The sequence below is a fragment of the Janthinobacterium sp. GL_088 genome (assembly GCF_057837845.1).
Genome location: NZ_CM174453.1, coordinates 3,419,185 through 3,433,704, shown reverse-complemented (window position 1 = coordinate 3,433,704; position 14,520 = coordinate 3,419,185). Strand labels below are relative to the sequence as shown.

9 protein-coding genes are annotated in these 14,520 nt (G+C 65.7%); 2 read left to right on the top strand and 7 right to left on the bottom strand.

Annotated features, from left to right (window positions below; translation table 11 throughout):
• Positions 1 to 78: 78 nt before the first annotated feature.
• From AC3IQ7_RS15460 to AC3IQ7_RS15445, 4 genes are all read right to left on the bottom strand, one after another.
• The gene (locus AC3IQ7_RS15460) at positions 79 to 1,467 is read right to left on the bottom strand and encodes a TolC family protein (RefSeq protein ID WP_489206560.1); all 1,389 of its coding nucleotides are present in this window, start codon (positions 1,465 to 1,467) and stop codon (positions 79 to 81) included.
• Entirely contained in the window at positions 1,457 to 2,800 is a 1,344-nt protein-coding gene (locus AC3IQ7_RS15455) for an HlyD family type I secretion periplasmic adaptor subunit (protein WP_489206559.1), read from the bottom strand. The genes AC3IQ7_RS15460 and AC3IQ7_RS15455 overlap by 11 nt, the downstream gene beginning before the upstream one ends.
• Positions 2,797 to 4,983 carry a type I secretion system permease/ATPase gene (locus AC3IQ7_RS15450; RefSeq protein WP_489206558.1) on the bottom strand — a complete coding sequence of 729 codons (2,187 nt, stop codon included), beginning with the start codon at positions 4,981 to 4,983 and terminating at the stop codon, positions 2,797 to 2,799. Before AC3IQ7_RS15450 ends, AC3IQ7_RS15455 begins: the two co-directional genes overlap by 4 nt.
• A 90-nt stretch (positions 4,984 to 5,073) precedes the next feature.
• Entirely contained in the window at positions 5,074 to 8,112 is a 3,039-nt protein-coding gene (locus AC3IQ7_RS15445; protein WP_489206557.1) for a calcium-binding protein, read from the bottom strand.
• On the opposite strand from AC3IQ7_RS15445, the gene AC3IQ7_RS15440 reads away from it, so the two are divergent.
• Complete coding sequence (locus AC3IQ7_RS15440; protein ID WP_489206556.1) at positions 8,094 to 9,575, top strand: serine hydrolase domain-containing protein; 1,482 nt, start codon at positions 8,094 to 8,096, stop codon at positions 9,573 to 9,575. The genes AC3IQ7_RS15445 and AC3IQ7_RS15440 overlap by 19 nt on opposite strands.
• Positions 9,576 to 9,691: 116 nt before the next feature.
• Here the strand turns inward: AC3IQ7_RS15440 and AC3IQ7_RS15435 are convergent, their stop codons facing one another.
• Positions 9,692 to 10,585, bottom strand: a complete 894-nt coding sequence (locus AC3IQ7_RS15435; protein ID WP_322427008.1) for a LysR family transcriptional regulator — start codon at positions 10,583 to 10,585, stop codon at positions 9,692 to 9,694.
• Positions 10,586 to 10,694: 109 nt separating this feature from the next.
• On the opposite strand from AC3IQ7_RS15435, the gene AC3IQ7_RS15430 reads away from it, so the two are divergent.
• Positions 10,695 to 12,194 carry an MFS transporter gene (locus AC3IQ7_RS15430; protein ID WP_099376874.1) on the top strand — a complete coding sequence of 500 codons (1,500 nt, stop codon included), beginning with the start codon at positions 10,695 to 10,697 and terminating at the stop codon, positions 12,192 to 12,194.
• Positions 12,195 to 12,294: 100 nt separating this feature from the next.
• Here AC3IQ7_RS15430 and AC3IQ7_RS15425 read toward each other — a convergent pair whose 3' ends face one another.
• Positions 12,295 to 12,831, bottom strand: a complete 537-nt coding sequence (locus tag AC3IQ7_RS15425) for a hypothetical protein (protein ID WP_489206555.1) — start codon at positions 12,829 to 12,831, stop codon at positions 12,295 to 12,297.
• Between the two features lie 93 nt (positions 12,832 to 12,924).
• A complete protein-coding gene (locus AC3IQ7_RS15420; RefSeq protein WP_489206554.1) occupies positions 12,925 to 14,505 on the bottom strand; it encodes a methyl-accepting chemotaxis protein in 1,581 nt (526 codons plus the stop codon).
• Between the last annotated feature and the right edge of the window lie 15 nt (positions 14,506 to 14,520).

The window sequence follows — 14,520 nt, the reverse complement described above, 5'->3', positions numbered from 1 at the left end:
ATTGGCGTCTCTAATATAGTCGCAATTGCGCCGGCATGGCGCGCGGATCGCGCCTGTTTTCAGCCTGTTTTGAACCGGCTACCGTCCAGGAATAGCCTCCCGCCCCAGCACGCCGGCGCTGGCAAGCAGGCGCAACCGGGCCGAACGCCATTCCGCCTGGCAACGAATGCGCTCCTGCTGCGCCTCGAGCAGCGCCGACTGCGTGTTCAGCATTTCCAGGATATCGGCCGCGCCCAGGCCGAACTTGCGCTGCACGCTGGTCTGGGCATCGCGCGCCGCGTCCAGCCACGTTTGCGAGGCGGTCAGGTTGGCCAAGGCCGTGCTCGCCTCCGCATGCGTTTTCACCAGCTCCATCAGGGTCTGCTGCTTTACGTCTTGCGCCTCGGCTTCCCTTTGCCCGGCCTGCGCCAGCGCGCCGCGCACCTTGTAATGGCTCGCAAAACCGTCGAACAGGGGGATGTTGAGCGAGATACCCACCAGGGTTTCGCGCGTGGAGGCGGCGGACAAGCCCTGGTTGGGGCGGCCGTTCTGGTAGATATTCGCCGTCAGGTCGATGCTGGGCCGGCCTTCCGACTCGGTCACGGCCACCCGTTCGCGCGCGGCTGCCAGCTGCGCCTGCGCGGCCACGATGGCCGGATGCCGCGCCTGGGCCAGCGCCAGCCAGGTGTGCAACTCATCTTGCAAACCATCACGCAGGCCCGCCGCCGATTCGGCCGCATCGTCGTCGAGCACCACGTCCGCCTCCGCCGGCAAACCCAGCGTATAGACGAGCACGGCGCGCGCCTTCCGGAACTCGCCATCGGCGCGGCTGGCGCCCAGGGCCGCCTTGGCCAGCGCGCTCGTCGCCTGCAGTGTGTCGCTGTGCGAGCCGAGGCCCCGCTGGGCGCGGCGCTGCGTGGCCAGCACCGTTTCATTTGCCAAGGCCGCGTAGTCCTGGCGCATCCGCACATTTGCCCGCGCCGTCTGCGCCTCGAAATACGCGCTGACGGTGGCCGCCAGGATTTTTTGCAGCACGGCGTCGCGGTTGGCCAGCGCCGCGTCCAGCACGGCTTGCGCCGAGCGCTGGCCCGCCGCGCGTCCGCCAAAATCGAACAAACGCCAGGACAGGTTCAGCGAGCCCGTATTGCTGTTCAAACTGCCGGAAGGCGTGCTGGCGCCCGGATAGGCCGTGCGGTCGTGCACCCGGCCCAGGCCCGCATTCAGGGTCGGCAGATAGGCAGCCCTGGCCTCGCCCAGGCCGGCCGCCTGCAAGCGGATGCCGGCCCAGGCGCCGTGCACCTGCGCGTTGCGGCACAGGGCCAGGTCGACGGCCGCCGGCAAGGTCAATGGCACAGTCAGCAGCACACCAGCCTCATACGCGGACGGGCATGGCGCGGCATCAAGCTCGCCCGCCTGCGCCACAGCACTGGCCAGCAGCAAGCCGGCGGCGATGGCGATGGTGGCCATGGTGCGGCATCTAGCGCTCATGCAGCGCCTCCTTCTGGTGCTGCACCAGCGGCGAGAGCACATATTCGATCACCCTTCTCGTCCCCGTGCGGATTTCCGCGCGCACGGCCATGCCAGCCGACAGCGGCACCAATCTGCCGTCGATGACGATGGATGGCTGCTGCAGCGTGATCCTGACGGCATACACGGGACCCTTCTTTTCATCCTCGACGGCGTCGCGCGAGACGCTGCTGACGACGGCGGGCACGGTGCCATACTTTGTGTAGTCGAAGGCGTCGACCTTGATGGCGACCATCTGCCCTTCCTGCACGAAGCCAACGTCGCGGTTTTCCAGCACGGCGTCGATTTCCAGTTTGCCCTGGCGCGGCACGATCTGCATCAGCGCCTGCGCGGCCGGCACGACGCCGCCCACCGTATGCAGCTTCAGTTGCTGCACCGTGCCGTCGACGGGGGCCGTCAAGCGCAGCAGGCTGCCGCGGGCGCCGGCGCGGCGCGCATCCTGGCCGCTGGCCGCCGCCACCCTGGCCCCTTCCGTCAGCGCGTCGTAGGCGTCCTTGCGCGTTTGCGCCACCAGGGCCACGCGCTCGCTGCGGGCCGACGCCAGCTGGCCGGCCAGGTCGATGCGCGCCTGTTCCTTTTCCAGCCACGCGTGTTCGGCCACGTCGCGCGTCGCCAGCAGCGCCTGGTAGTCGCCGGCCCTCTGTGCCGCCAGCGGCAGCGCCTGGGCGTAGCGGGCGATTTCTCCATCGAGATGCGCCAGCCTGGCGCGGAAACTCGCATACTGGCCATCGAGGTGGCCCTGCGCTTCCTCGCGTTGGGCGGCGGAGGCGCCATCGGGCGCGGCCAGCCTTGGCATCGTCAAGCTGTCGATGGCGGCGATCAGCGCGCGCGAGCGGGCCATCTGCAGCGCGGCCGCCACGGCGTCGCCGGCGGCCTTGTCGCGCTCGGCGTCCGGGCCACGGCTGTCGAGTTCCACCAGCAGCTGGCCCGCCTGCACGGCTTGCCCCTCGCGCACATGCAGGGCGCGCACGGCCGCCACATCGACGGAGGCGATGGTCTTGCTATTACCAGACGGAATGATCTTGCCGGCCGCGTTGACAATGATGTCGACCTGGCCAAAGACCGCCCACAGCAGCACGCAGGCAACCAGCAGCATCAGCACCCTGGCCGTCAGGCGCAACGATGGCGACACGGGCCGCTCCTGCAGCGCCAGCGCGGCCGGCAAAAAGGCCGCCTCGTCTTCGCTCAGCACGGGGCCGCTCAAGGCAGCACGATGGCGCCAGCTGTGCCGCAGCACCTGGCCGTAGCGTTGCAACAGCTCGCCATACGCGGCCAGGCGGTGGCCGGCGCTCATGTTGCGTCCCCTGTTGCGCTCCCGCTGGTGCCCTGCTGCAGGCTGTACAGATGGGCGTAGATGCCGCCCGGGTTCGCCAGCAGCGCATCATGCGTGCCCAGTTCGGCCACCTGCCCCCGCTCCATGACCACGATGCGGTGTGCTTCGCGCACGGCCGACAGGCGGTGGGCAATGATCAGCACCGTGCGCCCCGCACAGATGCCGCGCATATTGTCCTGGATGATTTTTTCCGATTCGTAGTCGAGCGCGCTCGTCGCTTCGTCGAAGATCAGGATGCGCGGATCGCCGATGAGGGCGCGGGCGATGGCGATGCGCTGGCGCTGGCCGCCGGACAAGCCCGTGCCGTGCTCGCCCACCATGGTGTCATAGCCTTCTGGCAATTCGCAAATGAAATCGTGGGCACCGGCCAGTTTCGCCACGGCGATGACGGCGTCAATGGGCAACGCCGGGTCGCTCAAGGCGATGTTGTCGCGAACGGAGCGGTTGAACAGTATATTTTCCTGCAGCACCACGCCGATCTGGCGCCGCAGCGAGGCCGTGTCGATGACGGCGATATCCTGCCCGTCGATCAGCACCTTGCCCCGTTCGGGAATGTAGAGGCGCTGCGCCAGCCGCGTCAGGGTGCTCTTGCCGGAACCGGAACGCCCGACGATGCCGATCACCTCGCCGGGTGCGATGGCGATCGACACATTGCGCAGCACTTCGGCCGCATCGGGGCGGTAGCGGAAACCCACTTGCTGGAACTCGATGGCGCCGGCGATGCGCGGCAGGCGCGCCTTCTGGCTGCCCGCTTCCACCCTAGCGTTGAGGATGTCGCCCAGCCTGCTCATCGAGATGCCCACTTGCTGGAAATCGTTCCACAGCTGCGCCAGGCGCAGGATGGGCGAGGCCACCTGCCCCGCCAGCATGTTGAAGGCGACCAGTTCGCCCACCGTCATCTTGCCGTCGATGACGAGGGTCGCGCCCCACCACATGATGGCCGCCGTCACCAGCTTGCTGACCAGGGTGACGCCGCCGCTGGCCAGCATGCCGATGTTATTTGCCGACAAGCCCGCCGACACATAGCCGGCCAGTTGCTTCTCCCATTGCTGCTGCCAGCGCGGTTCGACGGCCATGGCCTTGAGCGTGTCGACGCCGCTGATGGTTTCGACCAGGAAAGACTGGTTTTCCGTGCTGCGGTTGAATTTATCGTTCAAACGGCCCCGCAGCACGGGCGTGAGCAGCATCGACAGGGCCGCGTAGACGGGAATCGAGGCCAGCACGACGACGCTCAGCGCCGCGCTATACCACAGCATGGCGGCAATGAAGATGAAGGAAAACAGCAGGTCCAGCACCAGGGTCATGGCGTTGCCGGTGAGGAAAGAGCGGATGTTTTCCAGTTCATGGATGCGCGCCACGGAATCGCCCACGCGGCGCGCCTGGAAATACGCGATCGGCAAGGCCAGCAGGTGGCGGAACAGGCGCGCGCCCAGTTCCACGTCGATCTTGCTGCTGGTGCGCGCGAAAACATAGGTGCGGATGAGGCCCAGCACGGCCTCGAAGACGATGGCGCAGATCAGGCCGATGGCCACCACGTGCAGGGTTTTCATGGCGTGGTTGACCAGCACCTTGTCCATCACCACCTGGAAAAACAGGGGCGTCGCCAGGCCGATCAGCTGCAGCACGAAGGAAATCAGCAACACTTCGCCCAGCAGCCTGCGGTATTTGACGATGGCGGGGATGAACCAGCTGAAGTCGAAACGGGCCGTCTCGCCCGCATAACTGGCCTTGCTGGTGAAAAAGATCAGTTCGCCCGTCCAGGCGGCAAGAAAGGCGTCGCGGCCGAGGATTTGCGGCGGCTGGCCCGGATGCTGGACCAGCACCTTGCTCACACCGTCAGCGTCCGTCTCGACCTTGCCGAGGATAAAGAAACGGCCAACGGTATCCATGGCGATGGCCGGCAGCGGCGCTTGCGCCAGCCGTTCGGGCGCCTGGCGCACCAGCTTGGCCGTCAAGCCAAGTTGCCGCGCGGCCAGCAGCACGGTTTGCCGCGTGAACACGGCCTGGCCGAAGGCGTGCTTGAGCTGGGCCCCATCGGCGGCGATGCCGTGCAGGCTGGCCATCAGCAGCAGCGACAGCAAGCCTGTGTCGGGCGAGGTTTTTTCAATCGGTGGCGGATCGTTGCGGTAGGAGAGGACTGTCATCGGGCAATATCAGAAATTCAATGGCGCAGCCAGGCCGTGGCTGGTGACCCCGGCCCGGCTGCGTGATGGTGTATCTAGTTGCTCAACGGTTTAATGCGCCGCCGCCAGCTGGATCTGCGTCGACGGACCGCCTTGCGCCGACCACGGCGCCGATGCGGCGGCCGGCACGGCAAAGCCGGCCATCGCTTGCACCAGCTGCGCGGCATCCGCTTGCCAGCCGCTGAAACCGCCCTGGCTGGCGGCGCTGAATGGCTGAGCGGAACGCCAGTTCTGCGCCAGCACCGGCGCCAGGATGGCGGCCGTGCCGGCAGGCAGAGTGAGCTGGCCGGCCGGTGGCGGCGTCAGGCTAGCCATCGCCTGCACCAGGTTTTGCACCTGGCTGCCCAGCAAGACCCGGCCATCGGCCATGCGGAATTCCTCGATGCGCCGCTCCGCGCTCTCGTACCAGCCAGTGACGGTGATCTTGTCCGTGGTGCCGATGGTGCTCACTTCCAGGGCCGTGCCCACCTGGCGGAACCACAGCTGCTCGGCGCTGACGCCTGCCAAAAAGGAGACCACGTCGCGGCTGCCTGCCTCGTTGGCCTCGTTGATCAAGTCGGCACCGTCGCCGCGGGCAAAGATATAGGTGTCGTTGCCCAGCACACCAGCCAGGATGTCGTCGCCCTTGCCGCCTTGCAAGATATCGTTGCCCAGCACGCCCAGCAGGGTGTTCTTCAGTTCATTGCCGATCAACACGTCGTCGAACTTGCTGCCGACAACCGCGATGAAATTGGCCACCACATCCACGCCAGGACGCGCCGCCAGGGCCGTGCCCACGGGTGCGAAGGCAACCGTCGCGCCAGCGCTTGCATTGACGTAATTGAGCGTGTTGCCCGCACCACCGCCGTCGAGCACATTGCCGCCGGGGGTAGTGACGAAAAAGATGTTGTTGGTGAAGGCGCTGCCCGTCACCGTCAGGCCAGGGGCGCCGAGGCGCACATTCTCGACGTTGTCGGCCACCGTGTAGTTGACCGTGGTAAACACGGTGTCGCTGCCGCCATTGCCCCGTTCGACGATGAAGTCGCCACTGTGGTTGACGTGATAGGTGTCGTCGCCGCCCAGGCCTTCCATCAGGTCGGCGCCGGCCGTGCCCTTGATGAGGTCGGCATTTTCCGTGCCGACAAAGGTTTGCTCCGTCAACTGCGTGGGACCGTTGAAGTGCCAGGCCTGGGACAACACGGGCGCCAGGGCGGCGGCGGTGCCTGCCGGCAAGGTCAGCTGGCCCAGCGGCGGTGGCGCCAGGGTCGCCATCGCCTGCACCAGCAGTTGCACATCGGCGCCGCGCATGACGTGGCCGGCGGCCGTGCGGAATTCCTCGATGTTCGGCGCAGCCTTGTTCCAGGCGCGGATGGTGATCTTGTCCGTGGTGCCGATGGTGCTCACTTCCAGGTCCGCGCCCACCTGGCGAAACCACAGCTGGTCGATGTTGACGCCGGCCAGGAAAGCGATGGCGTCGTAATTGGCGTCGGCGGACGCTTCGATGATGACGTCGGCGCCGTCGCCGCGCGCAAAGACATAGGTATCGTCGCCCAGGCCGCCGGTCAGCACATCGTCGCCCTTGCCGCCTTGCAAGGTATCGTTGCCGAGGCCGCCAGACAGGGTGTTGGCCAGTTCGTTGCCGATCAGCACGTCGTCGTAGGCACTGCCTGTCACGCTGGAAATATTGACCAGCACATCGCTGCCAGGCAAGAGCGCGCTACTGCCGACGACGGGAACGATGGTCGCCGTGGTGCCTGCCTTGGCACCCGCATAAGTGGCCGAATTATTGCTGCCGATGCCATACAACAAGTTGCCGCCGGCAACGTCGACGTGAAAGACGTTGCCGCTGCCGTTACCTGTCACACCCACGCCCGCGGCGGCCAGGTGCACCTCTTCGATGTTGGCGCCCATGGTGTAGCTGACCGTCGTGTAGACAGTGTCGCGGCCGCCGCCCGGCTGTTCGGTCACCACGTCGTTGCCATGGTTGACGTAATAAATGTCGTCGCCGGCCAGGCCCGCCATCACATCGGCGCCCGCCGTGCCCTTGATGATGTCCGGATTCGCCGTGCCAGTGAAGACGCCGTTGCCGGACTGATTCGGTCCTTCCGTGCGCCAGTTCTGCGCCAGCACGGGAGCCAGGACGGTGGCTGCGTAGACAGGCAAAGTCAGCTGGCCAGCCGGTGGCGGCTGCAGCGCGGCCATCGCCTGCACCAGCTTGGACACGTCGCTGCCCAGCAGCACGCGGCCATCGGCCGTGCGGAATGCCTGGATGCGGGGCGCGCTGCCTGCGCTGTACCAGCCATTGACGGTGATCTTGTCGCTCGTGCCGATGGTGCTCACTTCCAGGTTCACGCCCACCTGGCGGAACCACAATTGGTCGGCGCTGACGCCGGCCAGGAAGGAGACGACATTGTGGCTGCCCCCCTCGACCACCTCGGTGATGGCGTCGGCGCCGTCGCCGCGGGCAAAGATATAGGTATCGTCCCCCTGCATGCCGGCCAGCAGATCATCGCCCTTGCCACCGCGTAAGGTATCGTTGCCGAAGCCGCCCACGAGGGCGTTCTTGAGTTCGTTGCCGGTGAGGACATCGTCGAACTTGCTGCCGCCGATGCTCATCAGGTTGACCAGGATGTCGCTGCCCGCTGGCGCCGCCAGTGGGTCATTCGCGCCCAGCAGCGTCGCCGTCACGCCTGCGCCGGAACCGATGTAAGCGACCGAATTGCCCGTGCCGCCGCCATCTATCCTGTTGCCACCGGCCGTGTCGACGTGAAACACATTATTGGTATTGGCGCTGCCCGTCACGGTCAGCCCGGCGGCGGTCAGGTACACGCTCTCCACGTTCTCGGCCACCTGGTAATTGACGCTGGTATACACCTTGTCGTTGCCGCCATTCGCCAGCTCGACGATCACGTCGCCGCTGTCGTTGACGTAATACGTATCGTCGCCAGCCAGGCCTTCGAGCACGTCGGCGCCCGTGGTGCCACTGAGCACATCGGCGTTCGGCGTGCCGGTGAAGCGCTGCAGGGCAGCGGCACTGTTCAGGTATGCCTCGATGGCGGCAATGCCATCGCCTGCGGAGGTAGGAGTGTGCGATGCAAATTTTTCAGTCATGTTGCAGTTTCCTGTCGTTAAACGTCAAAACCAAGAGTGAATATGTCGGCGCAAGCCGGCATGCAAGGCAAAAGTCCCGGCCGCATCCACCTGCCGTTCAGCGTGCACCTTCAACGGTCCGGCACTTTCGGCGCATGGACGGCGCGCGGTTGAGCGTCGCCTCGCATGCACGCCTTAATGACGGTCAAACGGGACAGCCACTGTTATTTGTCATGCAAATGTCACACTGCATGGAAGAAAGAAGAGAAACTTTTGCCAAGTTTTTTCTGTCGCCGCTGCATCCATTGTGCGAGAATGCCCCTCCCCCCTGGATGGTGCGCATGATGACCAAACTCGCCGCAAGCATCACTGTAGTGACACTCGCGCTGGCAGCTTGCAAGCCGGCAGCCACGGCACCTGCGCATGACATTCCCGCGGCCATGCGCCAGACCGCGACCACCCTGCTGCAGTCAACATTGCTGCATGCGACCTCGATTGCCGTCGTTTATCGCGGCGAGGAATTCATGCTGCATCAAGGCGAGCTGGAGACCGGCAAAGCCAATCCGCCGAACGATACAACGCTGTATGAAATCGGCTCGATCAGCAAGACTTTTGCCGGCCTGCTGCTGGCGAACGCTGTGCTCGATGGGAAGGCGGCGCTCGATGATCCCATCCAAAAGTACCTGCCGGCCGCCTACCCGAACCTGCAGTCGCAGGGGCAGCCAGTGCGCTTGCGCCATTTGATCTCGCACACCAGCACCATGCCGGGCATGCTGCCATTGCAGGTGAACAGCATATTGAAGGATTTCACTGCACACGCCACGCCGGCAAAGCTCAATGCGGCCTACGCCAGCTACGGACAACAGCAATTCTGGCAGGACTTGCACACAGTCAGCATCACAGGTCCGCTAGGCAAGGACTACGCCTATTCAAGCGCCGGCACCGAACTCATTGCGCACACGCTCGAAACAATCTACGGCATGCCCTATGAAGTCCTGCTCACGCAATTCATCGCGCGCGAAGCGGGCATGCACGATACCAGGCTCAGGATCGCAGCCACGGATGCCGGCCGGCTGGCGCCCGGCTACCACAGCGACAATCCCGTCGTGACAACACCGATGCCGCAACTGCCTTGGGGAGCGGCCGGCAACCTGAAGTCGACCTTGCCGGACATGGCGAAATACCTGCGCCTGCAATTGAGCGCCCATCCCGCAGTCATCGAATCGCACCAGCCGCTGGTGCGTTTTCAGGACGATTTCAGCATTGGCTACTTCTGGAACATCGGCAACAATCGGCAGTTGGGCACGCATTATGTACACCATGGCGGCGTGCCGCGTGCGCAAAGCTACGCCTGGGTCGTTCCCAAATACCAGCTGGGGGTCTTCATCATCACCAACCAGAGCGGCGACGCGACCGCCGGCGCCATGGAAAGCGCGCTGGCGCATATTTTCGACACAGTGGCATCCCTGGAAAGCGTGGAGTAGGCCGCCAGCAATACGCAGGCTTCAAAGTTTGGCGAGATGGCGCTTATTTGCCGGGCGCGGCGCCACGGTAGCGCCGGCCACATGCAACTGCAATGGCGTCAGGGAATCGTCCGCCGTCATGGCAAGGCGCCAAAAGTTTGATCCTGTAACTGCTGCACCAGGAAATCGATGAAGACGCGCAGGCGCGGCGGCAGGTGGCGGCTGGCCGGCCACAGCAGCCAGAATGCCGTGCGCGCCTGTGTATGCGCGTCCAGCAGCGAGACCAGTTGCCCTGCCGCCAGCTCGCGCTGCACGGCAAATGCGGGCAGGTAGGCGATGCCCTGCCCCTGCACGGCCAGGAAGACGCGCATTTCCACGCTGTTGCAGACCATGCCGGGCACCGGCTGGGTTACCTCGTCCATCAGCGGCCACTGTTCCAGTCGGCCCGTGGCGGGAAAGCGGTAGTCGAGGCGCGCGTGTTGCAGCAGCGCGGCGCCATCGGCGGGCCTGCCGTGGCGCGCCAGATAGGCGGGCGACGCCACCAGCAGGCGGCGGAACGTACAGAGTTTGCGCCGCATCAAGCCCGAATCGGCAAGCTCGCCCGTGCGCACGGCCGCGTCAAAGCCGTCGCTGACGATATTGACCATGGCGTCGGAAAAATCAAGGTCGAGTTCGATGGCGGGATAGGCTTGCATGAAGGCGCCGATAGCCGGCTCGAACAGGCCGCTGTAGCGTGGCAGGCTGATGCGCAGGCGGCCGCTGGGTGCGCCGGACGCTTCGCCCAGCTCGCGCTCGGCCGCTTCCACTTCCGCCAGGATGCGCTTGCAGCGCTGCAGGAATTTTTCCCCTTCCGCCGTCAGCGCCAGGTGCCGCGTGCTGCGCTGGAACAGGCGCGCGCCCAGCCGCGCCTCCATGCGCGCCACGCTCTTGCCGACGGCCGACGAGGACAGGCCCAGCAGCCGGCCCGTGGCGGAAAAACTGCCGCTGTCAGCTACCTGCACGAACATGGCGATGCCGCCCAAGCTATCCATTTGCTCTCCATTCACGACATTTATGTCCGATATGTTGATCAGTTTAGCCCATTTTTCTTCAATGACTGGCAGGCCATACTCGCCCCTCTTTCTTTCAGAGCCGACACCCATGCCCTCTTCCTCACGTCTTTCACTCCCCCTGCAAGTGCTGGCCGCTTGCCTGACGGGCTTGCTGATTCCCCTGTGCTTCACGGGCCCGGCCGTGGCTCTGCCCGCCCTGGGCGCCGAACTGCACGGCAGCGCCGCCGCCCTGAACTGGGTCATCAATGCGTATATCCTCAGCTATGGCAGCGCCATGATGGTGGCCGGCAGCCTGACGGACGTGCTGGGACGGCGCCGCGTCTGGCTGGCAGGGCTGGCGCTGTTTTGCGTGGCGACCCTGGCCATCGCCCACGCGCCATCGGTGGCATGGATCGCCGTGCTGCGCTTCGTGCAAGGTCTCGGCGGCGCGGCCGCGTTCGCCGCCGCCATGTCGTCGCTGGCGCCTTTGTTCCACGGCGCGGCGCGCAACCGCGTGATGAGCGTGCTGGGCACGACGTTCGGCCTGGGCCTGGCCTTCGGTCCGCTGGCGGCCGGCGCCATGCTGGCGCTGGCCCGCTGGCCCGCCATCTTTTATGCCACGGCCGCGCTGGGCGCCATCGGCATGCTGCTGGTATGGGGCAGCGTGCCCACCGATCCCCCGCGCGGCAAGGGCCGGCTGGACTGGCCCGGCGCCATCAGCTTCAGCGCCGCGCTGGGCCTGTTGACCCTGGGCATGCTGCTGGCGCCCGAGCACGGCTGGCGCAACGGCGCCGTGCTGCTGTCCGTCGCCGCGTCCGTCCTGCTGTTCGTTGCCTTCGGCGCCATCGAGCGCCGAACGGCGCACCCGCTGCTGGATTTGTCGCTGTTCCGCCAGCGTCGCTTTGTCGCCGTGCAAGTGTTGGCCGCCTCGCCCGCCTTCCTGTTCATCGTGCTCATCGTCATGCTGCCGGGGCGCTTCATCGGCATCGACAACATGTCCGCGCTGGCGGCGGGACGCCTGATGATCGCCCTGGCCGCGCCGCTGCTGCTCGTGCCCATGCTGGCGGCGCTGCTGTCGCGCTGGATCGGTGCAGGCGCCCTGAGTGCGGCGGGACTGCTGCTGGCTGCGGCGGGACTGGCCTGGCTGGCGCAGGTGCTGGGCCATGGCGGCACCGCAGCGCTGGCCGGCCCCCTGCTGCTGATCGGCGTGGGCATAGGCTTGCCGTGGGGCTTGATGGATGGTATGGCCTTGAGCGTGGTGGAAACGGAGCGGGCCGGCATGGCGACGGGCATCTTCAATACCGTGCGCGTCAGCGCCGACGGGGTGGCGCTGGCCCTGGCAGGCGCCGTGCTGGCCAGCCTGATCGGCGCGGGCCTGGCGCATCAACTACCAGCCGATTTACCCGTGCTGGCCGCCGCCAGCCGCGCCGCGCTCGGCGATATCGAGCAAGCGACACAGCTGCTGGGCGGCCAGGAAGCGCTGCTGCGCGCCAGCTATGACGCGGCCTTCCGCCAGCTACTGCTCGGCCTGGCGGTGCTGGCCGTGGCGCTGGCGGCGCTGGTGCCGTATTTGCTCAGGAAGAAAGAAAAGCGCCTGACAAAACCGTAGCGAGCGGAAGGTAGAGGTGGTCGAGAAGCGCAACCGTACTAGAGTACGGTGAGCATCGCAGGCCGCCTATACCGACGCGCAGTAGGTTTTGGACGGTGCTTTAGGCGTCCAGGCCGTAAAACACCGCAACGAGGATGGCGATATTGTTGCAGGCGCGCGCGAACGCCGTCGTTGCATAGGCCACGGCCACACTGGGGCCGCGGTAGCGCAGGTAGACAAAGCTGAACATGGCGCCGGACCCCAGCGCGACGATGGCGTGCAGCAAGCCGCCGCTGATGAAATGCACGACGGCCCACAGGATGGCGCCGATAAAAATGCTCAGCTGGCGGCTGGCACCCAGGCGCCGGAGGATTTCCAGCGGCAGCAGCTGGCCGAGGAAGGTTTCCAGGATGGGTGAATAGATGACGACCCAGAACACCAGCAGGGGCAGCGACATTTCGCGCTTGAACTTGGACAAGCCCGTGTGTGCGCCCCAGTATTCGGGCGGCAGCAGCCATTTGGTGATAAACAGGATGGCAAAGCACAGCATGCAGGTGAGCAGACCCCAGCCGAGACCGGCAAGGGCCAGCTGCAGCACGGGCGGCGCCGGTTTGTCGTCGTCCGGGCTGGATAGATCATGGCTGCTGCGCACTTGCATGAGAAGTCCTGGCGGTGATCCAGCTCTCATTGTAGCGCGGAATACGACGCTTGGCGCATGGCTGGTGGTGCGCGGCGCTGCCGTGCTCCCGCGTCAGGCCGCCAGGCGCAGCGGTCCGCTGGCCGGCTTGGCCAGTTTAAAAATGCCCACTTCCTGTTCCAGCTGCGCCGCCTGCTGCTGCAATTCGTGCGCGGCGGCGGCCGCCTGCTCGACGAGGGCCGCGTTCTGCTGGGTCACCCTGTCCATGTCGACGATGGCGCGGTTGACTTGCTCGATGCCAGCGCCCTGCTCCTGCGTGGCGTGGCTGATCTCGGCCATGATGCCCGTTACCCTGCCGATGCCGGCCACCACGTCGTGCATGGTGACGCCTGCCTGTTCGACAAGCAAGGTTCCCGTGCCCACCTTGCTGACGGAATCGTCGATCAGCAGCTTGATTTCGCGCGCGGCGGCGCTTGACCTCTGCGCCAGGTTGCGCACTTCCGTGGCGACGACGGCGAAACCGCGTCCCTGCTCCCCGGCGCGCGCCGCTTCCACGGCCGCGTTCAAGGCCAGGATATTCGTCTGGAAGGCAATGCTGTCGATCACGCCGATGATGTCGACGATCTTGTTCGACGAGGCATTGATCAGGCCCATGGTGTGCACCACTTCGGCCACCGCCTTGCCGCCCTGCTCCGACACCTTCGACGCTTCGCGCGCCAGATGGTTCGCCTGTTGCGCGTTGTCCGCATTCTGGCGCACGGTGGAAATCAGTTCTTCCATCGATGAGGCCACTTCTTCCAGCGAGCCGGCCTGCTGCTCCGTGCGCTGCGACAGGTCGCGGTTGCCCGTGGCAATCTCGGTCGAGGCCGTGGCGATGCTTTCCGTTCCGTGGCGCACCTTGCCGACGATGGTGGCCAGGTTGTCGCGCATGGTCTTGATCGCGAACAATAAACTGCTGTCGTCGCCGTGGCGCGTGTGCACGTCGATGGCCAGTTCACCGAGCGCGATGCGCCCGGCGATCGTGGCCGCATACGCCGGTTCGCCGCCCAGCTGACGCAGCAGGCCGCGCGTGATGACGGTGGCGACCGCAATGCAAATGAGCACGCTGAGGGCAGCCAGCACGCCGATCCAGCGCAGCGACTGGCCGTAAATGGCGCGCGCGGCCACGCTGGCCTGCTCCGATTCGCGCTGCACGTTTTTCAGCACCGTATCGATATCGGCGACGATCTGGCGCCGCAGGGGGCTGCACTCCTCGACGAGGAAGGTGCCGTACTGTTCCATCTGCCCCGTGGCGCGGAACTGGCGCGGACGCTGCAATTCCTGCGCCATGGTTTTCAGGCCCGTGCTGACTTTCTCGAATTGCGCATCGCCGGCGAACTGCGGCGCCAGGCGCGCCAGCGCTTCCAGGTACAGCGCTTTCTGGCTGTCGAGGATGGCCAACTCTTTCTCGGCGGCAGCCTGGTCATGGAAGATATACGCGTTGCGGGCGGCCAGGCCCGTCTGGTCGAGCGCTTCGCGCGCCACGTACAGCGGTTCGAGTTTTTCCAGCTGGACTTTTTCTTGCGCGTCCATGGCGCCGGAGATGGCGCCGATACGCAGCAGCGCGAAGGCCGCCAGCACCAGCATCAGTACCACCAGCAGCCCGAAGCCTGCGCTCAGGCGCGCGCCTATCGTCAAACGATTGAATGACATCATTGTTGTTATTGCCCT